Here is a 21,535-nt window from a genome sequence, read left to right on the forward strand (position 1 = left end):
ATTTTAAAACTTACACACACTCTTCGCTCTTGGCGTTTCTAAACTTCTTTTTATCTAAATTTTTTCTTTAATATTATTTTAATTTATTTTTTTTAAAAAAGGTTTATTATGTTTGTTAAAAATGTAAATTTTTATTATAGACAAATCCTTGAAAAATTTGAAAATTCTTATTTTGCAGAGGATTTGACTAAGGTAATTATAGGGATTGATTGTGATTATTTAGATGCTAATGAATTATCCTTTAGCGAGTTTAAGGCAAAATATTATGAAGCTTTAAGCAAGAATAAAATTTGCGACTTTGCTGGATTTTTTGGAGTTTTTAGTGCAAATTTTGTATCTTTGTTTGAAAAAATTCCACTTTCTTCTAAGAAAAATTATGATTTTCCTTTATTTTTATTTGCCAATGCTAAGGCTTATTTGATTTATGAGAAAAATAGCAAGATGTTTTTTAAATTTGGTGCTTCAAAATATTTTGAATATTTAAAAGATGATATTGAACCAATGAAAAAGAAACAAAAAAATGATTTTGAAATTTTAAATTCTTTAGAAGATGAAAAAAATGATTTTTTAAAAATGTGCGAAAAAGCCAAAGAATATCTTTTAAGTGGAGATATTTTTCAAGTGGTCTTAAGTAAGCAACTTTGTATCAAACATCAAGTAAATGCTTTTGATTATTATGAGAGTTTAAGTGCTTTAAATCCAAGCACTTATATGTTTTATTTTCCAAGTAAATATGGTGTTGTTTTGGGTTCTTCTCCAGAGTTTTTATTGAAAATTAAAAAAAGAGAGATTTATTTAGCCCCTATTGCTGGAACTAGAAATTTGGAAAATAACTGTGATCTTTTAGCTTTAGAAAAAGATCTTTTAAGTGATGAAAAAGAACTTAGTGAACATAAGATGCTTGTAGATTTAGCAAGAAATGATGCTTCTAAATTTGGCACTCAAACAAGAGTGGAAAATCTTTTTTCTATTATTAAAAATAAATTTGTAATGCACATAGTGAGTGAAGTGTATGCCAATATGAAAGAAGATGCGAGTATTTTTGATGTGATTGAAGCAGTTTTTCCAGCGGGAACTTTAAGCGGAGCTCCTAAAATAAGAGCTTTAGAGATCACTAGCGAGCTTGAAGATTGCGATCGTGGAATTTATGGTGGTGCGGTAGGATTTTTAAATTTTAACGAAGACATAACTTTAGCGATTTTAATCCGTTGCGCTTTTTTTACTCAAGATAAGGCTTATTTGGCAAGTGGGGCGGGTATTGTTTTGCAAAGTGAGAGTCAAAAAGAATATGCAGAAATTTGTGCTAAACGCAAGGCGCTTTTGGTAGCTTTTGAAAATTTAAAAAAGGAAAATCAATGATACTTTTAATTGATAATTATGATTCTTTTGTTTTTAATGTTAAAAGCATGTTAGAGCAACTCAGCAATGATGAAATTTTAGTAAGAAGAAATGATGCAATTTCTCTGAGTGAAATTAAAAATTTAAATCCTACTCATATTATTTTAAGTCCTGGTCCAAAGCATCCAAGTCAAAGTGGGATTTGTCTTGAAATTTTTAAAGCAAGGCTTAATATCCCTGTTTTGGGCATTTGCTTAGGGCATCAAGCTTTAGCTTTAGCTTTTGATTCTTTAGTGGTTAAGATGCAAGAGCCTATGCATGCAAAAAATTCTTTGATAAAACAGTGCAGGGAAAATGAATTATTTTCTAATTTGCCTTCAAATTTTAGTGTAATGCGTTATCATTCTTTAGAGGTTAAACAGCTTAGTGATGAGCTTGAAATTTTAGCCCTTGATGAAAAGGGTGTGATTATGGCTTTGGGACATAAAAATTTACCTTATTATGGTGTGCAATTTCATCCTGAAAGCTATTTTAGTGAATATGGCTTACAACTTTTTTCTAATTTTTTAAAACAAGATATAAAAAAACCACAAAAACAAGAAAATCCTTTAAGTTTTTATTTGCAAAAAATGAGTGAAAATCATTTTTTACAAAGCGATGATTTTGAGCAAATTTGTAAGATTATTATGTCTAAAGATTATGAAATTTTACAAGTAGCGGCTTTGTTGATTTTAATCACTGAAAAGTCTTTAAACGAAAAATCTTTAAGTGCTTTTGTAAGACAAATTTTAAGATATTCTCAAACTTTTAGTGATGAGAGTGAGATGATTGATATTTGTGGAACAGGTGGAGATGGTTTTAAAAGTATCAATGTTTCTACGACTAGTGCTTTTATTTTAGCAGCTTTAGGAGTAAAAGTAGCCAAACACGGAAATCGTGCCATTTCAAGTTCTAGCGGAAGTACAGATGTGTTAGAAGCTTTAAATATAACTACTCCAAACACTTTAGAATCAGTTTTAAAACAACTAAATAATCAAGGGCTTAGTTTTTTACATGCTCCATTTTTTCATCCTTTGGTAGGAGAACTTAAAGAGGTCAGATCAAGACTTGGAGTAAGAACGGTTTTTAATGTTTTAGGTCCTTTATTGCACCCTAATTTAAAGTTAAAATATCAACTTATGGGAAATTATCACGCACCTGTGCATAGGCTTTTGATAGAGGTTTTAAAAAATTTAGGACGCAAAAAAGCTTTAGTGGTAAGAGGAAATGATGGTATGGATGAGCTTAGTATTTGCGATGAAAGTAAAATTTATGAGCTTTGTGAAGGAGAAATTTTAGAGTATTCTATCTGTCCTGAACAATTTGGTTTTAAAAGAGCTTTTCATAGTGAAATCATAGGATCTAGTGCATATGACAACGCTAAAGATTTAAAAGATATTTTAAGCGGTAGAATGCAAGGGGCAAAATTTGATTTGGTAGTTTTAAATGCTATGTTTGCACTTTATACAGCCAATAAAGCAAGTTCGCCTTTAGTGGCTAAAGATATGATTTTAGAAGCCATTTATTCAGGTAAGGTTATAGAATATTTTAAGGAGTATCAAGCTTATGCTAAAGCTTAAAATTTGTGGTATTAAAGATGAAAAAAATGCCAAAGATTTAGCTTTTTTAAATATTGATTTTTTTGGACTTATTTTTGCTAAAAGTCCAAGAAGAGTGAGTTTAGAACAAGCAAGAAATTTAAGTGCAATTTTTCATGAAAAAGATAAAAAAGTTGTCGGTGTTTTTGTAGATGAAAATTTGGAACAAATTTTAAGATGTATTAAAGAAGCTAAGCTTGATGGGATACAAATTTATCGCACTATTACCAAAGAAGAATTTGAAATTTTAAAGGTGCAAAATGTTTTTGTTTGGCAGGTGATTAGTGTGGAAAATAGTTTAGATTTAAAAAGTGAAATTTTTGCTAATTTAGTACTTTTTGATGCTAAGGGAATTTTAAAGGGCGGTAATGGAATAAGTTTTGATTGGACTTTATTAGGTTCTTATACTAAAGATTTTGCATTAGCTGGAGGCATAGGTTTGGATAATGTTCATAAGGCTGTACAAACGGGAGCTAAAATTTTAGATCTTAATTCAAAACTTGAAGATGAAAAAGGCTTAAAAGATATCAACAAAATAAAACAAATTTTAAAGGAGTTGAAAAAATGAAAAAAGCGTATTATGGGGATTTTGGTGGGCAGTTTTTGCCTGAAAGTGCAATGTTTGCTTTAAATGAGCTAGAAGGTGCTTTTTTGAAATTTTCTAAAGATAAACTCTTTAAAAAAGAATTAAATGAGCTTTTAAAAACTTATGTAGGGCGTCCTACTCCACTTTATTTTGCTAGAAATTTAAGCAAAAAATATCAGCATGAAATTTATTTAAAACGCGAGGATTTAAATCATACCGGAGCACATAAAATCAATAATGCCATCGCTCAAGCCCTTTTAGCAAAAAAAATGGGAAAGAAAAAAATCATAGCAGAAACAGGAGCAGGTCAACACGGGCTTGCAACAGCCACTGCAGCAGCACTTTTAGGACTTGAATGTGAAATTTATATGGGGGCAACCGATGTGCAAAGACAGGCTTTAAATGTTTATAAAATGGAGCTTTTGGGTGCTAAAATTCATGCAGTACAAAGTGGGCTTAAAACTCTAAAAGAAGCTACTACTGCGGCTATTCAAGCTTGGGTTGGAGATATTAAAAATATTTTTTATGTGGTTGGAAGTGCGGTAGGTCCTTATCCTTATCCTAAAATGGTAATGCATTTTCAAAGTATTATAGGAAAAGAATGCAAAATGCAACTTCAAAAACTCAATAAAAAAGTAGATTATATTATCGCAGCTGTTGGGGGTGGAAGCAATGCAGCTGGGATTTTTTATGATTTTATCAAAGATGAAAATGTTAAACTTATAGGTATTGAAGCAGGGGGGCTTGGCATTGATACGCCTTATCATGCAGCGACTTTAAATAAGGGAAAAACAGGCATTATTCACGGTATGAAAACCAAGGTTTTACAAGATGATTTAGGCAATATCTTGCCTGTACATAGTGTTTCTGCAGGGCTTGATTATCCAGGAATTGGTCCTTTGCATGCTTTTTTATTTGAAAGCAAAAGAGCGCAATATCATGCTATAAGTGATGAAGAATGTATGCAGGCTTTAAAATTACTTTGTAAAGAAGAAGGTATTATTGCAGCGATTGAAAGTTCGCATGCTTTGGCATTTTTAGAAAAACTTTGTCCAACTTTAAAAAAGAAAAGCGTGATAGTAGTAAATCTTTCAGGCAGGGGAGATAAAGATATGCAAATGATTAGAGATTATAAAAAAGGGTGATTTATGGTTGATTTTAGAAAATTTTATAAAGAAAATGCAAATGTGGCTTATACGGTTTTAGGTTATCCAAATCTTCAAACAAGTGAAGCTTTTTTGCAAAGATTGGATCAAAGCCCTATTGATATTTTAGAACTTGGTGTTGCTTATAGTGATCCTATTACCGATGGTGAGATTATTGCAGATGCGGCAAAAATAGCTCTTGATCAAGGCGTGGATATTCATAGTGTTTTTGAGCTTTTAGCTAGGATAAAAACTAAAAAAGCTTTGGTTTTTATGGTTTATTATAATTTAATTTTTTCTTATGGCTTGGAAAAATTTGTGAAAAAAGCAAAATCTTTAGGGATTTGTGCTTTGATTGTGCCTGAATTGAGTTTTGAAGAAAGTGATGATTTAATTAAAGAGTGTGAAAGATATAATATAGCTTTAATTACACTTGTAAGTGTTACAACCCCTAAAGAAAGGGTTAAAAAGTTAGTAAAACATGCTAAAGGTTTTATTTATTTATTAGCAAGCATAGGTATTACAGGTACGAAAAGTGTCGAAGAAGCAATCTTACAAGATAAAGTAAAAGAAATCAGATCTTTTACAAATTTGCCTATTTTTGTAGGCTTTGGCATTCAAAATAATCAAGATGTAAAAAGAATGAGAAAAGTTGCTGACGGAGTGATTGTGGGAACTAGCATAGTAAAGTGTTTTAAACAAGGAAATTTGGATATAATAATGAAAGATATTGAAGAAATTTTCAAAAAATAAAATTTTAAAACATATTTTTATTTTATATTTACTATAATTTTAAATTAAGTTTTTTATAAAGGTGGTAGTTATGTTAAAGATTCTTGAGTATTCCATCACTCATTTTTGCGAGCATATTTTAAGACTTCGCATTGAAGCAGCTCAAGATATAAGCGGTGAACTTTATGGAGCGAGTATTCCTATCATGGGCAAAAGCGAAGGAGAATGTAATTTTTATTTATTTTTTCCAAAAGAATTTTTAAAAAAAATTGCAGAAATTTTAATTAATGATGAAAAATTTAAAGAAGATGACTGGTGCGATTTAACTAAAGAATGTGCCAATCAGATTATAGGTTATGCTAAAAATTTGTTAAATGATGCCAAGGGTGATGACGAGTATAAACTCGGAATTCCGGAATATTTAGGAAAAGTTGATTTTTCTGAAATAGTTCTAGATGAAGCTTTAACTTATAAATTTGAAAATTGTTATTTTAGAATAGGATATTGCAAATAATGAGCGATGATATAGAGTTTAACATTCATCATGGGCTTTTACAATCTTATGAAGATATCTTAGATATTACAGTAGATTTTGTAAGCGAGCTTGGAACTACAAATATGAGTGTAGCGGAGCTTTTAAAACTTGAAGTAGGTTCGGTTATTGATCTTGAAAAGCCTGCTGGAGAAAGCGTTGAGCTTTATATCAATAAAAGAATTTTTGGCAAAGGCGAGGTTATGGTTTATGAAAAAAATCTCGCTATAAGAATTAATGAAATTTTGGATTCTAAGACTGTGCTTCAATACTTTAAAAAAGAAATTTAAATGAGATTGCTAGTATTATTTTTTTTAATTTTACCTTTATATAGTGTTGAGCTGATTAGTTTTAATATCTACGATAGAAATGATCGAGTAGATTTAATGCTTTCTTTTGATAATGCCTATAATGGCAAGATTTCTCAAAAAAAAGAAAAAAATTTAACTCTTTTAACTTTTAGTGATTTAACGTATTCTAAAGATGAATTAAAAGAACTTAACTCTCAACTTGTAGATAAAATTAGTATTAGTTCTAAAAATAATAATACCTATATTATACTACAAAACAAACAAAATATTAATTTAGAACTTAGCTCTATCAATGATAAATTTGGAGTAAGGATACGAGCTATAGAGCAAGGAAAAGCAAATATCGAATCTGTACCTACAACTACTGTGAATAATTCTCAAGAATTAATGCCTAAACCAAAAAGTACAAGTTTAGAAGGGTATGATTATACAAATTATATCTTAGTAATGCTAATTTTAGTTATTTTGTTAATAGTGCTTTGGTGGTTTAAAAAGACTATGGTTTATAAAAATAACAATGTTTCTAGAGATTTTACTATGATTTTCCAAAGATTTTTAGATAAAAATAATCAACTTGTTATTTTTGATCACGCTAATAAACGTTATACAATGATAATAGGTAATTCCAATGTGCTTTTAGAAAGTGTTGAAATTCCAGAGGAACAAACAATAAAACATATAGAAAAAACAGAGAAAAATTTTGATTCTTTTTTTGAAGAGAATAAAAAAAGAATTCAAAATCTTATAGAGCAGCGTCAAAAAGGTAAAAAATCTTAAATTTTTTGATTGATTGCTAATGCTATGGTAGCTGGTTTTGCAATTTTTTTGAGCTCATCTTTGGGTAAATTAAGAATTTTGTTTTCTTGATATATATAAAGAGTATTGTTTGCAAAAGCAAAATCAATCTTATCTTCATTTGTGCTTAAAGTTTTAGCTAAGCACAAAATAAAATTAAGCCATGAAATGGTATGAATATTGGGTAAAAGTTGTTTATAGGGTTCAAGATTATAAGGATTAACTTTTTTTCCATTAAGCTTAATAATACTAGCAATTAAAGCTTTTTCTTTATGCGAAAATCCATAATTTAATCCACCTAGTACAAAATGAGCAGAGTGTTCATTAGCAAAATAGAAATTTAAATATTCTCCAATATGGCATAATTTGGCAGCATTTAGTAAAGTATGCTTATAGTTATCGTTAAGTTTATGAAGATTTTTAAGGGTTGTAAAAATTTGCAGAGCAAAATGTGGAGTTTTATTTTTTTGTTTTGATTGTAAAAATTTATCTTGCAAACATTTTAAACTAGGATTGAAATTTGGTGGAAATGTGATTTTAGGACGAAGTAAATCTTGCAAATAAACTCCTTCTCTGATTCCAACCCCACTCGTGATAACTTGTTTGGCTTTTATTTTTTCCGCAATCTTTAAAAAAATAAATATACCCTCTTTAATGGTATCAAAACGATCCTTTTTTATGCCAAAATTGATTAAAGAGTCTAAGTTTGAATTAAAAATTTTTAAAATATGCCCTTTTTCTTCATCTAGCATATAGCGAAAATCATGTAAATTTTTCAGTGGATAGGAATTTTTTTGCATGATGGAATTAGATATTGCTCTTAAGCTTCCACCTATTGCAATAAGGTTTTGATTGCAAAATTCTTTAGGAATTTGTTCTAAAATTGGTTTTATAAATTCTTCTAAAGAATCCATTTTTCCAGTATCATAGAACAATTCTTTTAGCCTAACAGTGCCAATATCAAGAGATATGCAAGAAATAATTCTATTATTTTTTATTAAACACAATTCACTAGAACCACCACCTATGTCTAAAGTGGTTCCATCCTTAAAAGGACTTAATAAATTTAGAGCTGCAAGACCACCTAAGTAACTTTCGCTTTTTCCATCTATACAGCGTATATTTAAAGACAGATTATCTTTGATTCTTTTAATGAAATTTTTTGAATTTGGGGCATCTCTTAAGGCTGATGTGCCTACTATAAATATTTTTTTGCACTTATGCTTTAAAGCGCATTGTTTGAAAAAAGCTAAGGCATCTTCGGCTCTTTGCATGGCTTCTTCTTGGAGAATTTTGCCATTATTATAAGCATTTTCTCCAAGTCTTACTTTGCGTTTGTATTCGCAAGTTGTATAAAAACCATATCTAGAAGTTTTTTCAAAAATCACCATTCTAATGGAGTTTGAGCCAAGATCAACAACGGCTGTTTTTTTTGCCATTAAAATTCTCTATCTCTATGTTTGAGTTTTAATTCTTCTATAGTTTCTACATTATCAGGATCAGGAATGATACATTCATATGGGCAAGCAACAATACAGGCAGGCTCTGAAAAATCATTAACGCACTCTGAACAAAGATCAGGGTCTATTACATAAATTGGACTATTTTCATAAATAGCTTCATCAGGACATTCTTCTCTGCAAGCATCACAACATACGCAGTCTTTTGTAATTAAAAGAGACATCATAACCTTTCAAAAATTTAAAAAATAATTTTAGTTTATACAATAACCAAACTTAAATAAAATATAAAAATAGAAATAAAGATAAATTTTTTGCACCGAAGGTGCAAAATTGTTAAGATTTTTTAGGGAAGCAGAAACGGTATCCTCTACGACGAACTGTTTCTATGGTAGATATATTTAATGGTTTATCCATTTTTTGACGAATTTGATTGATAGCTACTTCGATAACATTTGGAGTTACTAGCTCAGGTTCTTCCCAGATGGCATCTAAAAGTTGTTCTTTGGATACAATTTGATCCGAATGTCTTGCTAAGTGCGTTAAAACTTCAAAAGGTTTTCCTTTAAGTTCTATATCTTGATCTTTATAAGTAATTTTTTCCTCATCTGGATCAATAACTAAGTCTTCAATTTTAATAACATTGGTTCCGCCAAGTCTTAGTCTTGCTTCAATTCTTGCGAGTAGAATATCAAAATCTAAAGGTTTTGCAACAAAATCATCAGCTCCAGCTTTCAAAGCTTTGATTTCTGTTTCTTTGTCTGTTTTTGAAGACATAATCATAACTGAAGTTCTTGGAGATTTATGCTTAATAGTGTTAACAAGTTCCGCTCCATCTCCATCAGGTAAAGTCCAGTTTGCTAAAACTAAATCATAATGTCTAATGCCGATAAAGTATTCTCCATCTTTAAAATTTTCAGAAGAATCAGTTTGATAACCAAATTCATTAAGATTGTCTATAATTGTTTTATTTAGGCTAATCTCATCTTCTATAACTAAAATTCTCATTTGTTCTATCCTTATTAAGAAAAATTTAAAGAATTATATCATAGCTTAAGTAAATGTTTAGATATCTTTAAAAAAAAATTAATATTTTTTTTTCAATTTAACCCCAACTGTAGCATTTTTTATTATATGGGGTTTGAAAATTTTTATGTTAAGATTGGTTAAATTAGGAAAATCTTTTTTTAAATTTAAGCTTACAAAGTCTAAAGACTCTTCAAGGGTGTAAAATTCTTCTTTTTTATACCATGTTTTAATTTTGGTAATTACTTCTGCATAATTTAAAAATTCATTTGCTTTAGCTTTAAGCTTGATAATAATTTTTTGTTTTTTCCTTCTTTCGAAATCTAATATACCAATGATACACTTAAAGTGAAATTTTATTTTTATATGACTTTGCATTCTTCTTTAAAAATCAATCTTTTAATATTAGGTAGATGTTTATATACTATAATAAAAGCGATAATGAAAACGGGTGCATGTGTATGAATTTCTAAGTCATAATTAAATATAAAAGAACTTACAACAAAAGCAAGTAATGCTGCTAAAGAAGCTAACGAAGATATTTTAAAAATTTTTCCTATAACTACCCATACAATAAATGCTGTAAGCACTTCCAATGGAAGCAAAACTATCATAGCACCTGCTCCTGTTGCTATGCCTTTCCCTCCTTCGAATAACAAGTAAATTGAAAAACAGTGTCCCAAAATAGCCAAAACTGCCACGCTCCAAAGCAAAGCTTGATCATAATGAAGAAATTTCAAGGTTAATAAAGGAATAGCTGCTTTTGCAAAATCTAAAATTATTGTAGCAATGGCAAGTTTTTTTGCTAGTTTGGGATTTTTTTCTTTTACTACTCTTAAAACATTGGTTGCTCCTATACTTTTTGAACCTTCTTTTTTGATATCAGTTTTAGCAAAAAATTTAGCTAGGATTAGCCCAAAAGGGATTGAACCTAAAAGATATATAAAAGCGTAAATTATTAAATTTTCCATAATATCCTTTTCAAATCATCTTAAAATTTTAAGATTTATAACTAAAAATTATATCTTATGAAAATAAATAAACAAAAATAATTTTTATAGGATAAAAATAGTATTAATTAATTGTAAATATTTTTTAATAATATTTATCTTTATTTAAGCTCTAAATAATTATTATTTTATTTTAATTTATCTTTAATAGGAGTTTATAAATGAAAGTAAAAGCATTGCTAATCGCATCCTTAGTTGCTTTTTCAAGCTTAAATGCTGCAAGTCTTATAGATGAAGCTAAAAATTCAGGTCTTGTTGCCTTGCCAAAAGATCAAAAAGGTGTTGATGAAATTTTAAAACAAAATGGAGTAAAGGCTAGTGAATTTACTCTTGAAAAAGCAGAGCTTGGCAAAAAGCTTTATTTTGAACCACGCCTTTCAAAAAGTGGTATCATTTCTTGTAATACCTGTCACAATGTAGGACTTGGTGGAACAGATGGGGTTAGTACTGCAATAGGTCATAAATGGACAGCAAATCCCCATCATTTAAATTCACCAACAGTTTATAATGCGGTTTTAAATAATACTCAATTTTGGGATGGTCGTGCAGGAACATTAGCCGATCAAGCTAAAGGTCCAATCCAAGCTGATCCTGAAATGGCAACTCCTGCTAAACTCGCAGTAGAAAAAATTTCATCATTGCCTGAATATGTGAGTGAGTTTAAAAAAATCTATGGTAAAAGTGGTGTAAATTTTGACAATATTGCTGATGCAATTGCAAATTTTGAAAGAACCTTGATCACTCCATCTCGTTTTGATAAATTTTTAGAAGGCGATGAAAAAGCTTTAACAAAAGAAGAGCAAAAAGGCTTAAAGCTTTTTATAGACAAGGGTTGTGTAGCTTGTCATAATGGTGTGAATTTAGGTGGCAATATGCAAGCGTTTGAAGTTGCTGGTAAATATAAATTTGCAAATTTAGGTGATTTTAAAGGTGATGCAAATGGCATGGTAAAAACTCCAACTTTAAGAAATGTTGCTGAAACTGCTCCATATTTTCATAATGGCGCTATTTGGAATCTAAAAGATGCTATTAAGGAAATGGGTAGTGTGCAACTTGGCATTAAAATTTCTGATAAAGAAGCAAAAAGTATTGAAACTTTCTTAAAATCCTTAACAGGAACAAAACCAGCAATTGTTTATCCACAACTTCCTATTTCTACTGAAAAAACTCCTAAACCTGAACTATAAGGTTCCAAACAAGCTCTATTTTTAGAGCTTGTTTAAATTTCTTTATCTTAGCTTTGTTATAATTGTCTTTAAATTTTGCTAGAAAGGTTTGCAATGAGACTTTTTGGAACTGATGGAGTTCGTGGAAAAGCGGGTGAATTTTTAGATAGTTTTTTGGCTATGCGTTTAGCAATGGCTGCGGGTATTTATTTTAAAGATAAAAGTATTACTAATAATATCTTAGTAGGAAAAGATACAAGAAGAAGTGGCTATATGATAGAAAATGCTATTGTTTCAGGGCTTACTTCTATAGGATATAATGTTATACAAATTGGTCCTATGCCAACTCCTGCGATTGCATTCTTAACTGAAGATATGCGTTGTGACGCAGGGATTATGATTTCAGCTTCTCACAATCCTTATTATGATAACGGTATTAAATTTTTTGATGCTCATGGAAATAAACTCAGTGAAGATATAGAGAAAAAAATAGAAGAAATTTATTTTGATGATAAGCTTATACAAGCCTCTAAGGTAGATATGGAAAAAATTGGTCAAGCAAAAAGAATTGATGATGTTATAGGAAGATATATTGTTTCTATTAAAAATTCTTTTCCAAAAGATCTTACTTTAAAGTCTTTGCGTGTTGTTTTAGATGTGGCTCATGGGGCAGCTTATAAGGTAGCACCTACTGTTTTTAAGGAATTAGGCGCTGAAGTTATAGTAATGAGTGATAAACCTAATGGACTTAATATCAATGAAAATTGTGGAGCTTTGCATCCTGTAAACTTAGCTGCTGAGGTAAAGCGTTTGCGTGCAGATGTGGGCTTTGCTTTTGATGGTGATGCAGATCGTTTGGTGGTTGTAGATGAAAAAGGCGAAGTGGCTAATGGGGATAGTTTATTGGGCGTATTGGCACTTTATCTTAAAGAACAAGGTAAATTACAATCAAGTGTTGTGGCTACTATAATGAGTAATGGTGCTTTAAAAGAGTTTTTAAATAAACATGGTATAGAACTTGATACTTGTAATGTTGGCGATAAATATGTGCTTGAAAAACTAAAAGCCAATGGTGGAAATTTTGGTGGAGAACAAAGTGGGCATATTATTTTTAGCGATTATGCAAAAACTGGAGATGGTTTGATAGCTGCCTTGCAATTTAGTGCTTTAATGCTTTCTAAGAAAAAATCTGCAAGTTCTATTTTGGGTCAAGTTAAACCTTATCCTCAGCTTTTAATCAATCTTAAAATTGCAGAAAAAAAAGATTTAGATAAAATTAAAGGTTTAAAAGAATTAAAAAAAGATTTAGAAAATAAAAATATTAATACCTTATTTCGCTATTCTGGAACAGAAAATTTGATAAGACTTTTACTAGAAGCCAGAGATATTAAGCTCTTAGAAAAAGAAATGAAAAATGTTGTGGAGTTTTTTAAGAAAGCTTTAAATGGCTAAAACTTTTAAATTTATTTTTTATTTTTGGGGTGCCTTTGTTTTGGTTTTTGCCCTTGATCAATGGGTAAAATCCTTAACTTTAGCAGGATTTAGATGGCAGAGTGAATACCTAGATTTAACTTATGCTCTAAATACAGGCGTAGCTTTTTCAATGTTGAGTTTTTTAGAACATAATTTAAAATATTTACATCTTGCTTTAATTGGCGTGCTTTTTATTTATCTTTTTTGGCAAAGAACACTTTTAAAAACTCATAGCATAGCTTTTGGAATGATGCTTGGTGCCGGCGTTTCAAATTTATTGGATCGTTTTATACATGGAGGTGTAGTGGATATGTTTTTTTGGCATAAATGGTTTAATTTTGCTATTTTTAATGTTGCAGATGTCATGATAAATATAAGTGTGGCTTTGATTTTAATACAAGAAATATTTAAAAAAAGGAAAAAAGATGACAGAATGGATTAATGATTATTATTTTTGGATTAAATGGGTGCATTATTTGGCATTTGTTTCTTGGATGGCGGGTCTTTTTTATTTACCTCGTCTTTTTGTGTATCATGCTGAACATAAAGACAATAAAGGTTTTGTCGAGGTTGTAAAAATTCAAGAAAGAAAGCTTTATTATTATATACAAACTCCTGCAATGATTGTGACTTTAATCACAGGAAGTTTAATGTTGCATGCTCATAAGGAAGTTTTAATGGTAGGTGCGGGTTTTATGCATGTTAAACTTACCTGTGTTACACTTTTGATTATTTTTCATATACATAATTATTATTGTTTAAAAGCTTTAGCAAATGATACTTCTACTAAAAGTAGAAAATATTTTAGAATTTATAATGAATTTCCAACTATAATGTTTATTATCATCGCTTTAATGATGGTTGTTCGTCCCTTTTAGTTTGTCTCCGCTTTAAATTCCATACTAGCGGAGTTAAGCGGATCAATATTTTCTTTCATGATATCGATATAATCTTTATTTTTAAGACGCTTATCATCTCTAAATACTGCGCGCACAAGATCCATTCCTGTGTAAAAATCTTTCATTAAAACCACAAAAAGATATTGACCAAATTCAGTTGCGATTAAAGCATTTTGATCTTTTATGATGGCACCACTTGTTTTAAGTCCTAAAAGTTCTATGAAAAGTTCTTTTTCGAGATTGCAATTTAGAGTTTTATTAAATTTATCAATTTCTATTTTCCCTGAAAAAATTTCAGTTAAAAAGACATATTTGATAATTTCTTTTTTATCAAAACAAGCTTTGGCTATATTAGCATTTTGTTTTTCTTGTATAAATTTAGCATAATCATTTAGATTAAATGCATTGATTAAAAGCTCCCCATCTAAAAAGCTAAAAGCTCCGCTGCCTACTCCTAGGTATTCATGATGAGAACTGACATATTCGTCATTAAGCTTGTTTTTTTCTAAAGAAAAACTCCAACCATTGTTTTGGGTATAGTCTTTAAAAAATTCTCGTATGATTTGATAATAAGTAAATTCATTATCTTTAATGCTTACTCCTAGACTTTTAGCGATATTATCTTTGGTAAGATTTGATTTCATTAAAGGATAGGTTGTGATTTGTTGCGGGGCTAAATTTTTAGCAATTTCTAAGTCATTTAAAAGTTGTTTTTCGTTTTGTCCTGGAAGATTGAAAATAAGATCTATACTAAAAATAGGTAAAATTCCTAAAGCTTTTGAAATTTTTTCTTGAAGTTCTTTAGATGAACCAAATTTATTATATCTTGCCACTTTTTTCAAAGTTTCATCATCAAAACTTTGAATCCCGCAACTTAAACGATCAATTATACCTTTAAACATAGAAAGCTTATTTGGATCAATATGATTTGGATCGCTTTCGCATGAAATTTCTTTTATATTAAATAACTTTTTACAAAGTTCTAAGGTTTTTAATAATTCCTCTTCATCAATCAGTGTTGTACCACCACCCACATACATGGAGGTAAAATCAAAACCTTTATTTTTCATGATTTTAATTTCTTCTCTAAGATTTTGAAAATATACTTTGGCTAAATTTTCATCATAATAATATTTATGAAAGCTACAATAAGGACAAAAAGTATGGCAAAAAGGTACATGGGCATAAAGCATATAGCTTTTGTCTTGTTTTGGAATTTTTTCTTCGGGTTGTTTTAAAAGTTCGACATTGAAACCTTTTTGGAGGGATTTTTCCATCATAGTATGAGAGTATTTTAAAGCTAAATTTTGAAATAAATTCATAAGTGGCCTATATATTAAAATATTTAAGATATAACTTTATCAATTTTTAGCTAAAATAGGAGTAAATTTTTTATTTCTTAAATAAAAAATGGGATTAAGTTTTTAAATTATTTAAAAAGGATATAAAATGGATAAAGCCAAAATTGTTCAAAATTTAAATGCTTTGTTTAAACAAAGAGCAGAGTTTTACTCTTATTTTGATGAAAATATTGCCAAAATCAATGATACTGAAGTATTTGATTTTAAGAATGCTAAAAATTTAAATCCAGAAGAGGTATATAAGCAATTTTATCATTTTGATTATGCTATAAGAAAATTATTGCCTGCTATTTACAAGGCTTATGAAATTACAGATGCAGATTTAGACAAAGATTTTTAATTTATTTAGAGAATAGAATAAACTATTCTCTAAAAGACATATCTAAATTTTTTGATTCTTCTTTTATATTTTTACTCGTATCTTCACTTTGCTCAAATCCTCCACCAAATGCTTTGATTACATCTACTATGGAATTGGCATAAGAATATTTAATATTATTAAAAGCAACCGCAGCATTAAGCCAATTTTGACGTGCCTCTAAATAATCTTGCAAAGACATTTCTCCTATATCATAGCGTTCTTTAGCAATTTCATAGATTCTTTTGTAAGATTGTTCGCTTGCTTGTGCATTATCGTATTGTAAGCGTATAGTTTTTCTAGCTACTAAAGCATAGCGAATTTCTCCAAAAGCAGTAATCAAAGTATTTTGATAATTTACAAAAGCTTCATCTTTATTAAGCTTGGCTAAATTTACATTTTGGTAAATTTCACCCCAATGAAAAATAGGCAGAGTAAAGTTTCCACCTATATTCCAAGTCTTAGAACCTCCTTTAACCAAGGTATCTAAATCCCCGCTTTCAAATCCCAATAATCCTGTTAAAGAAAGGCTAGGTAAGAAAGCCGTGCGAGCTACTCCAACAAGATAATTTTGCTGAGTTAATTTTTCTAAAAAAGAGCCAATATCTGGACGTTGAAGCAAGATGGTACTTGAAATTCCAGTTGGAATGTCAAATTCTTTAAGATTAAAAACTTGATAGCTTTGATTTTTGTAAAGTATGTCATTTAAATCATTTGAAGTTAAAATTTTTAAAGCTTTAAGGTAATTTTCTTTATTTAACTTTGCTTCATTATATTGCAAAGCCATACTTTCTAAGTTGGCTCTTGCTTGAGCAAGTTCATATTCACCTACAGCACCAACTTGAAATTTTTCATCATTAATCCTATAAATTTCTTTTGCCGATTCATAGGTTTCTTTAAGAGCATTTTCATTTTCATAAGCATTTACAAGATTAAAATAAGTTTGAACTGTATTTGAAATAACAGAAAGTCTTGCAGCTTCATAATCATACTCACTTGCTTTAAAGCCTGATTTTGAGGCGCGATATGTATCGCGATATTTTCCCCAAAGATCGATTTCATAGCTTAAATTAAGTCCCATTTTAAAATCATTACCGTAACTTACTTCCCCAGTTCGATTGCTTGGAGCATTTATAGCTGTTTTTGCACGACTTCCGCTTGCACTACCATCAAATTTTGGCAACAAACTGCTAAAATCTATACCTAATTGAGCAGCAGCTTGTTCCATGTGTATGAAGGCAAGTTTTAAATCATTATTATTTTTAAGTGCTAAATCAACCACTTTATTTAAATTTTCATCATCAAAGTCTTTCCACCAATTTTTTGTGATAGAGCTATTGTTTTCTTTTTCCCAAGATAAGGCTCCAAGCTTATTATCAATGCTATAGTTTGCTTCGGGAGTATTTAAATTTGGACTTAAAGAGCAAGCTGAAATCAAAAGAGTAAAACTTGCTATAGTGCTAATTGAAATTATTTTATTCATGAACCTTACCTCTTTTTTTATCTAGCCATTCATTAAAATTTTCTAAAAGATAGAAAAATAAAGGCACGAAGAATATCGCTAAAGTTGATGCTGCGATCATTCCACCAACAAGCCCTGTTCCTAAAGAGTGTCTTGAAGCACTTCCTGCTCCTGTTGCGAAAATCATTGGTAAGACCCCAAAAGTAAATGCCAAAGAAGTCATTATGATAGGACGAAAACGAAGTTTTGCTGCTGCAACAGCTGCTTCAAAAACTCCTTTACCTTTTTTAAAGCGCTCTTCCATTGCAAATTCTACGATTAAGATAGCATTTTTAGCTGAAAGTCCAATCAAGAGCAAAAGTCCTGTTTGAAAATATATATCATTGCTAAATCCTCTTAAATATACCAATAAAAATGATCCAAATACCGCAAAAGGTACAGCTGTTACGACTGCTAAAGGTATAAGCCATCTTTCATATTGAGCAGCTAGAATTAAAAAGACAAATATCATACCTAAAGCAAAAGCATAACTTGCTGTTCCTTTACTAGAAACTTCTTGATAAGCTGATCCACTCCAAGCTATGGAATAATCATCCCCTAAAGTTTCTTTTGCTACTTGAGCAATCGCTTCTATAGCTTGACCTGAAGTATAACCTGGTGCGGGTTGACCTTGAACTTGTGCTGCTGGGAAAAGGTTGAATCGTTTTACATCATCAGGCCCTGAACTTCTTTGTAAAGTTAAGAAAGAATCAAGTGGTATCATTTTTCCATCATTTGATCTTACAAAAATATTTTTTAATGTATCTTGTGTATTTCTAAAATCACCTTTTGCGCGGATATTTACTTGGAAATTTTTACCTAGCATAGAAAAATCATTAACATAATAAGTGCCTATAGTTGCATTCATCGTGTTAAAAACATCTTGCATGTTAAGATTGTAGTGTTTTAATTTATCTCTATCAATTATAAGCTTGTATTGAGGGAAAGTTGTATCAAGTGTTGTTCTTACTCTTGATAGTTCTTTTCTTTGGTTGGCCGCAGTAACAAGTTTATTTACATCTTTTTGTATTTCATCATAGCTTTTTCCGCTTTTGTTTTGAACATACATTTCAAAACCGCCTGTGATACTTAATCCAGGTATAGGAGGTAAGCCTATAAATATACTTGAAGCATTGCGATCAAAAGCAAATTTTTTATTAAGCTCCATGGCGATTTCATCAGCACTCACATTTCTATCTTTCCAATCTTTCAAGCCTATAAACATTGCAGCGGCATTTTCTTTGAGTGAACTTGTAAAAAGATCAAATCCTATCATAGCCATTGCATCTTTAACTCCATTAGTTTTTAAAACTTCTTGACTTATGTGATCAACTTCTGAGATTGTTCTATGGAGTGCTGAAGCTGAAGGAAGGTTGATAATACTAATCATCAAACCTTGATCTTCTTCAGGAACTAAAGAGCTTGGTACTGCTTTATTAAGATAAAAAATCGCTCCAAGCATAATACAAAAAATTAAAACAAAACGAATGGTTCTTTTTAGAATATATGCTACTCCTGCACTAAATACAGAGGTACTCCAATCAAAAAAATCATTAAATTTCTTTACAAATTTAAATGGATCTCCTTCATTACGTCGCAAAAAGAGTGCGCTTAAAGAAGGTGTTAAGGTAAGAGCAACAAAACCTGATATGGTTACAGATATAGCTAAGGTAAGAGCAAATTGTCTTTGAATTTCTCCAACAAAACCTGATATAAAAGAAACTGGTACAAAAACAGCACAAAGCACAAGAACAATTGAAATAACCGGAGAGCTAACTTCTTGCATTGCTTGGATAGCAGCATCTTTTACGCTTATTTGTTCATTTTCGTGTAAAATCCTATCGATATTTTCCACAACTATAATCGCATCATCTACAACAATCCCTATAGCTAAAATCAAGGCAAAAAGTGTAAGCAGGTTAATACTAAAGCCTAAAACATAAAGTCCAGCAAAAGTTCCTAACAATGAAACAGGTACAGCTATCATAGGAATAAGCGTTGCACGGAAATTCTTTAAGAACATATACATAACAATAATAACTAAAACTAAAGCTTCAATAAAAGTTTTAATTACTTCTTTGATTGATTCTATCACGAATTTTGTTGTATCATAAGGAATATTATATGTTAAACCTTTTGGGAAATTTTTTGAAAGTTCTTGCATTTTAGCCTGGACAAGTTCTGCTGTATGCAATGCGTTTGCCCCTGATTGAAGATTGATTATAATCGGAACTGCATCATTGCCATTTAATCGTCCTTGTGAGCTGTATTGTTGTGACCCTATTTCTACATCAGCTATATCTTTAAGTCTTAAAAATGATCCATCATCATTTGTTCTTAAAATAATATTTTCAAATTCACTAGGATTTTGTAGTCTTCCTTGCATGGTGATTGAATAAACATAAGGGGATTTTTGGGTTACAGGTTCTTCGCCAATTTTACCAGTTGCGTATTGGGCATTTTGATCATTAACCGCAGAAATTACATCAGTAGCTGTGATTCCAAATTTATTTAATAAATCAGGCTTGAGCCAAATTCTTAAAGAATAATTACGATTTCCTATAGCGTTTGCATCTCCAACTCCTGGAACCCTTTTTAACTCATCTAAAACATTTAAAGTGATATAGTTATATACATCTACTGCACTCATTGAGCCATCACTTGAATACATAGAAATTGCAGCAAGTGTTGTTGAGGAAGTTTTTCTAACTGTTACTCCAAGTTTTTTGACTGCATCTGGCATTTTTGCAGTTGCGGCTGAAATTCTATTATTAACATCTATGGTGGCTTGATCAGGATCTGTACCGATATCAAAATAAACAGTCAAACTCATAGTTCCTGAAGAACTTGAAGTTGAATCCATGTAAATCATATTATCTGCGCCATTGATTGCATCTTCGATAGGACTTGCAACTGTTGAAGCAATGGTTTGTGCATCAGCTCCTGTGTAAGTTGCACTTACTTTAACTGTAGGAGGGGTTAAAGAAGGATATTGTTCTATAGGTAAATTTGTAAGACCTATAGCTCCAGCTAAAGAAATGATAATTGCAACAACTGAAGCAAAAACAGGTCTTTCGATAAAAAATTTAGAAAACATTATTGTGCTCCAATTTCTTTAACTTCGCTACCAACTTGAATTTTTTTAAAGTTATCTAAAATGATTTTATCGCCATTTTGCAATCCTTTGTCAATAATGGCATATTCATTGTTTTGGTAGCTTATATGTACAGAAGATTTTTCTACTTTTCCATTTTTAACAAGAAGAACATAAACATCATTTTGATTTTGTTTAACAGCTATTTGAGGCACTTTAAAGCCATTTTTTTGTATAAAACCTTCTGAAGTAATTGTTGCAAAAGCACCTGGTAAAAGTGTTGAGTTGTTGTTGTCAAATATAGCTTTGGCTTTTACTGTTCCACTATTAGCATCTATAACAGAATCAATAAAATAAAGTTTGCCTTGAACGGTTTCTCCATTAAGATTTAAATTTGCATGAATGCTGTCTAAATCCCATTTTCCACTTTGAGTATTGCGGACTAAATTTAGTTTATCTGTATCTGAAATAAAGAAATCTGCGTAAATAGGATTTAAATTTGTAACTCTAACTAGTTCAGTTGTTGAAGCACTTACATAATCTCCTATATTAACTAAAGCATCTCCTATAGTACCATCAAAAGGAGCTTTTATTTCGGTATAATCTAGATCAATTCTTGCATTTGCAAGCTGTGCTCTAGCACTTGCTAGACTAGCTTTTGAATTGTTAAATGTAGCAAGAGAAGAGTCGTATTCCTTTTGAGAGATTGCACTTTTACTAAAAAGAGCTTTAGAACGATTAAAATCCTTGCTTGCATTTTCGAAAGTTGCCTTAGCCATCAAAGCTTGTCCGTAAGCCGAATCAACACTAGCTTTAAATTTATCTTGTTCTATAATAAATAATGTTTGTCCTTTTTTTACTTTATCTCCAGCTTTAAAAAGTTTATTTTCTATTACGCCACTAACTTGAGGTTTTATAATGACATCATAATCACTGACAAGTTTAGCAGGGTAAGTAAAACTAAGTGGTAAATCTTCAGATTTAGCACTCATGGTTGTTACAGGTTGAGGCGGCATTTGTATTTTTGGTGCTTCTTCTTTGCTGCAAGCAGTGAGTAAAAGCACAACACCTAAAGCTAAAATAGTATTTTTTTGAAATAATTTCATGGTTT

Annotated in this window: 22 protein-coding genes; 13 read left to right on the forward strand and 9 right to left on the reverse strand. The window is 30.3% G+C overall.

What is annotated here, in order from left to right:
* Positions 1-108 precede the first annotated feature (108 nt).
* The 8 genes from FBF06_RS01675 (at position 109) to FBF06_RS01710 (ending at position 7,058) form a co-directional block, all read left to right on the forward strand.
* Positions 109-1,359 carry an anthranilate synthase component I family protein gene (locus tag FBF06_RS01675; RefSeq protein ID WP_052796124.1) on the forward strand — a complete coding sequence of 417 codons (1,251 nt, stop codon included), beginning with the start codon at positions 109-111 and terminating at the stop codon, positions 1,357-1,359.
* Positions 1,356-2,957 carry an anthranilate phosphoribosyltransferase gene (trpD, locus tag FBF06_RS01680; protein WP_002867764.1) on the forward strand — a complete coding sequence of 534 codons (1,602 nt, stop codon included), beginning with the start codon at positions 1,356-1,358 and terminating at the stop codon, positions 2,955-2,957. The genes FBF06_RS01675 and trpD overlap by 4 nt, the downstream gene beginning before the upstream one ends.
* The gene (locus tag FBF06_RS01685) at positions 2,944-3,543 is read left to right on the forward strand and encodes an N-(5'-phosphoribosyl)anthranilate isomerase (protein ID WP_002872431.1); all 600 of its coding nucleotides are present in this window, start codon (positions 2,944-2,946) and stop codon (positions 3,541-3,543) included. The genes trpD and FBF06_RS01685 overlap by 14 nt, the downstream gene beginning before the upstream one ends.
* Positions 3,540-4,706 carry a tryptophan synthase subunit beta gene (gene trpB / locus FBF06_RS01690; RefSeq protein WP_052796123.1) on the forward strand — a complete coding sequence of 389 codons (1,167 nt, stop codon included), beginning with the start codon at positions 3,540-3,542 and terminating at the stop codon, positions 4,704-4,706. The genes FBF06_RS01685 and trpB overlap by 4 nt, the downstream gene beginning before the upstream one ends.
* 3 nt (positions 4,707-4,709) lie before the next feature.
* Positions 4,710-5,459: a tryptophan synthase subunit alpha gene (gene trpA, locus FBF06_RS01695; RefSeq protein WP_052796122.1), complete on the forward strand. Its 750-nt coding sequence runs from the start codon at positions 4,710-4,712 to the stop codon at positions 5,457-5,459.
* Positions 5,460-5,529: 70 nt separating this feature from the next.
* Positions 5,530-5,952, forward strand: coding sequence for a chemotaxis protein CheX (locus tag FBF06_RS01700; RefSeq protein WP_002854524.1), 423 nt, complete (start codon positions 5,530-5,532; stop codon positions 5,950-5,952).
* Complete coding sequence (gene fliN / locus FBF06_RS01705; RefSeq protein WP_002824739.1) at positions 5,952-6,260, forward strand: flagellar motor switch protein FliN; 309 nt, start codon at positions 5,952-5,954, stop codon at positions 6,258-6,260. Before FBF06_RS01700 ends, fliN begins: the two co-directional genes overlap by 1 nt.
* Positions 6,261-7,058, forward strand: coding sequence for a hypothetical protein (locus FBF06_RS01710; protein ID WP_002901809.1), 798 nt, complete (start codon positions 6,261-6,263; stop codon positions 7,056-7,058).
* Here the strand turns inward: FBF06_RS01710 and FBF06_RS01715 are convergent.
* The 5 genes from FBF06_RS01715 to plsY form a co-directional block, all read right to left on the reverse strand.
* Positions 7,055-8,515: a Ppx/GppA phosphatase family protein gene (locus FBF06_RS01715; protein ID WP_002866641.1), complete on the reverse strand. Its 1,461-nt coding sequence runs from the start codon at positions 8,513-8,515 to the stop codon at positions 7,055-7,057. The genes FBF06_RS01710 and FBF06_RS01715 overlap by 4 nt on opposite strands.
* Positions 8,515-8,760, reverse strand: a complete 246-nt coding sequence (locus FBF06_RS01720; RefSeq protein WP_002854647.1) for a YfhL family 4Fe-4S dicluster ferredoxin — start codon at positions 8,758-8,760, stop codon at positions 8,515-8,517. Before FBF06_RS01720 ends, FBF06_RS01715 begins: the two co-directional genes overlap by 1 nt.
* A 112-nt stretch (positions 8,761-8,872) precedes the next feature.
* Positions 8,873-9,544 (reverse strand): homeostatic response regulator transcription factor HsrA, encoded by a 672-nt coding sequence (gene hsrA, locus FBF06_RS01725; RefSeq protein WP_002854696.1) that lies wholly within the window; start codon positions 9,542-9,544, stop codon positions 8,873-8,875.
* 78 nt (positions 9,545-9,622) lie between these two features.
* Positions 9,623-9,940 carry a dihydroneopterin aldolase gene (locus tag FBF06_RS01730; protein WP_002854273.1) on the reverse strand — a complete coding sequence of 106 codons (318 nt, stop codon included), beginning with the start codon at positions 9,938-9,940 and terminating at the stop codon, positions 9,623-9,625.
* The gene (gene plsY / locus FBF06_RS01735) at positions 9,925-10,533 is read right to left on the reverse strand and encodes a glycerol-3-phosphate 1-O-acyltransferase PlsY (protein ID WP_002854681.1); all 609 of its coding nucleotides are present in this window, start codon (positions 10,531-10,533) and stop codon (positions 9,925-9,927) included. Before plsY ends, FBF06_RS01730 begins: the two co-directional genes overlap by 16 nt.
* Before the next feature lie 200 nt (positions 10,534-10,733).
* Here plsY and FBF06_RS01740 point away from each other — a divergent pair, with 200 nt between their 5' ends.
* From FBF06_RS01740 to hemJ, 4 genes are all read left to right on the forward strand, one after another.
* Positions 10,734-11,759, forward strand: a complete 1,026-nt coding sequence (locus tag FBF06_RS01740) for a cytochrome-c peroxidase (RefSeq protein ID WP_002854298.1) — start codon at positions 10,734-10,736, stop codon at positions 11,757-11,759.
* A 93-nt stretch (positions 11,760-11,852) separates the two neighbouring features.
* Positions 11,853-13,190: a phosphoglucosamine mutase gene (glmM, locus tag FBF06_RS01745; protein WP_002854369.1), complete on the forward strand. Its 1,338-nt coding sequence runs from the start codon at positions 11,853-11,855 to the stop codon at positions 13,188-13,190.
* Complete coding sequence (gene lspA, locus FBF06_RS01750) at positions 13,183-13,653, forward strand: signal peptidase II (RefSeq protein ID WP_002858678.1); 471 nt, start codon at positions 13,183-13,185, stop codon at positions 13,651-13,653. The genes glmM and lspA overlap by 8 nt, the downstream gene beginning before the upstream one ends.
* A complete protein-coding gene (gene hemJ, locus FBF06_RS01755) occupies positions 13,637-14,089 on the forward strand; it encodes a protoporphyrinogen oxidase HemJ (protein WP_052799364.1) in 453 nt (150 codons plus the stop codon). Before lspA ends, hemJ begins: the two co-directional genes overlap by 17 nt.
* On the opposite strand, the gene FBF06_RS01760 is transcribed toward hemJ, so the two are convergent.
* The gene (locus tag FBF06_RS01760; protein WP_002851099.1) at positions 14,086-15,432 is read right to left on the reverse strand and encodes a coproporphyrinogen III oxidase family protein; all 1,347 of its coding nucleotides are present in this window, start codon (positions 15,430-15,432) and stop codon (positions 14,086-14,088) included. The genes hemJ and FBF06_RS01760 overlap by 4 nt on opposite strands.
* 127 nt (positions 15,433-15,559) lie before the next feature.
* Between FBF06_RS01760 and cmeU the strand changes: the two genes are divergently transcribed.
* Positions 15,560-15,811, forward strand: a complete 252-nt coding sequence (gene cmeU / locus FBF06_RS01765) for a CmeU family protein (RefSeq protein WP_052800600.1) — start codon at positions 15,560-15,562, stop codon at positions 15,809-15,811.
* A gap of 22 nt (positions 15,812-15,833) precedes the next feature.
* Here the strand turns inward: cmeU and cmeC are convergent, their stop codons facing one another.
* From cmeC to cmeA, 3 genes are read right to left on the reverse strand one after another with little or no spacing between them, the layout of a single operon-like run.
* The gene (gene cmeC / locus FBF06_RS01770; protein ID WP_052800599.1) at positions 15,834-17,312 is read right to left on the reverse strand and encodes a multidrug efflux transporter outer membrane subunit CmeC; all 1,479 of its coding nucleotides are present in this window, start codon (positions 17,310-17,312) and stop codon (positions 15,834-15,836) included.
* Positions 17,305-20,427, reverse strand: a complete 3,123-nt coding sequence (cmeB, locus tag FBF06_RS01775) for a multidrug efflux RND transporter permease subunit CmeB (protein WP_168977506.1) — start codon at positions 20,425-20,427, stop codon at positions 17,305-17,307. Before cmeB ends, cmeC begins: the two co-directional genes overlap by 8 nt.
* The gene (cmeA, locus tag FBF06_RS01780) at positions 20,427-21,530 is read right to left on the reverse strand and encodes a multidrug efflux RND transporter periplasmic adaptor subunit CmeA (RefSeq protein WP_002869744.1); all 1,104 of its coding nucleotides are present in this window, start codon (positions 21,528-21,530) and stop codon (positions 20,427-20,429) included. The genes cmeB and cmeA overlap by 1 nt, the downstream gene beginning before the upstream one ends.
* Between the last annotated feature and the right edge of the window lie 5 nt (positions 21,531-21,535).

Origin of the sequence: Campylobacter sp. CFSAN093227 (assembly GCF_012897855.1) — a bacterium.
GTDB lineage: Bacteria > Campylobacterota > Campylobacteria > Campylobacterales > Campylobacteraceae > Campylobacter_D > Campylobacter_D jejuni.

Excerpts from the sequence above, each read along its gene's own strand:
- FBF06_RS01675 (WP_052796124.1), top strand. The coding sequence starts at position 109 with ATGTTTGTTAAAAATGTAAATTTTTATTATAGACAAATCCTTGAAAAA.
- trpD (WP_002867764.1), top strand. The coding sequence starts at position 1,356 with ATGATACTTTTAATTGATAATTATGATTCTTTTGTTTTTAATGTTAAA.
- FBF06_RS01685 (WP_002872431.1), top strand. The coding sequence starts at position 2,944 with ATGCTAAAGCTTAAAATTTGTGGTATTAAAGATGAAAAAAATGCCAAA.
- trpB (WP_052796123.1), top strand. The coding sequence starts at position 3,540 with ATGAAAAAAGCGTATTATGGGGATTTTGGTGGGCAGTTTTTGCCTGAA.
- trpA (WP_052796122.1), top strand. The coding sequence starts at position 4,710 with ATGGTTGATTTTAGAAAATTTTATAAAGAAAATGCAAATGTGGCTTAT.
- FBF06_RS01700 (WP_002854524.1), top strand. The coding sequence starts at position 5,530 with ATGTTAAAGATTCTTGAGTATTCCATCACTCATTTTTGCGAGCATATT.
- fliN (WP_002824739.1), top strand. The coding sequence starts at position 5,952 with ATGAGCGATGATATAGAGTTTAACATTCATCATGGGCTTTTACAATCT.
- FBF06_RS01710 (WP_002901809.1), top strand. The coding sequence starts at position 6,261 with ATGAGATTGCTAGTATTATTTTTTTTAATTTTACCTTTATATAGTGTT.
- FBF06_RS01715 (WP_002866641.1), bottom strand. The coding sequence starts at position 8,515 with ATGGCAAAAAAAACAGCCGTTGTTGATCTTGGCTCAAACTCCATTAGA.
- FBF06_RS01720 (WP_002854647.1), bottom strand. The coding sequence starts at position 8,760 with ATGTCTCTTTTAATTACAAAAGACTGCGTATGTTGTGATGCTTGCAGA.
- hsrA (WP_002854696.1), bottom strand. The coding sequence starts at position 9,544 with ATGAGAATTTTAGTTATAGAAGATGAGATTAGCCTAAATAAAACAATT.
- FBF06_RS01730 (WP_002854273.1), bottom strand. The coding sequence starts at position 9,940 with ATGCAAAGTCATATAAAAATAAAATTTCACTTTAAGTGTATCATTGGT.
- plsY (WP_002854681.1), bottom strand. The coding sequence starts at position 10,533 with ATGGAAAATTTAATAATTTACGCTTTTATATATCTTTTAGGTTCAATC.
- FBF06_RS01740 (WP_002854298.1), top strand. The coding sequence starts at position 10,734 with ATGAAAGTAAAAGCATTGCTAATCGCATCCTTAGTTGCTTTTTCAAGC.
- glmM (WP_002854369.1), top strand. The coding sequence starts at position 11,853 with ATGAGACTTTTTGGAACTGATGGAGTTCGTGGAAAAGCGGGTGAATTT.
- lspA (WP_002858678.1), top strand. The coding sequence starts at position 13,183 with ATGGCTAAAACTTTTAAATTTATTTTTTATTTTTGGGGTGCCTTTGTT.
- hemJ (WP_052799364.1), top strand. The coding sequence starts at position 13,637 with ATGACAGAATGGATTAATGATTATTATTTTTGGATTAAATGGGTGCAT.
- FBF06_RS01760 (WP_002851099.1), bottom strand. The coding sequence starts at position 15,432 with ATGAATTTATTTCAAAATTTAGCTTTAAAATACTCTCATACTATGATG.
- cmeU (WP_052800600.1), top strand. The coding sequence starts at position 15,560 with ATGGATAAAGCCAAAATTGTTCAAAATTTAAATGCTTTGTTTAAACAA.
- cmeC (WP_052800599.1), bottom strand. The coding sequence starts at position 17,312 with ATGAATAAAATAATTTCAATTAGCACTATAGCAAGTTTTACTCTTTTG.
- cmeB (WP_168977506.1), bottom strand. The coding sequence starts at position 20,427 with ATGTTTTCTAAATTTTTTATCGAAAGACCTGTTTTTGCTTCAGTTGTT.
- cmeA (WP_002869744.1), bottom strand. The coding sequence starts at position 21,530 with ATGAAATTATTTCAAAAAAATACTATTTTAGCTTTAGGTGTTGTGCTT.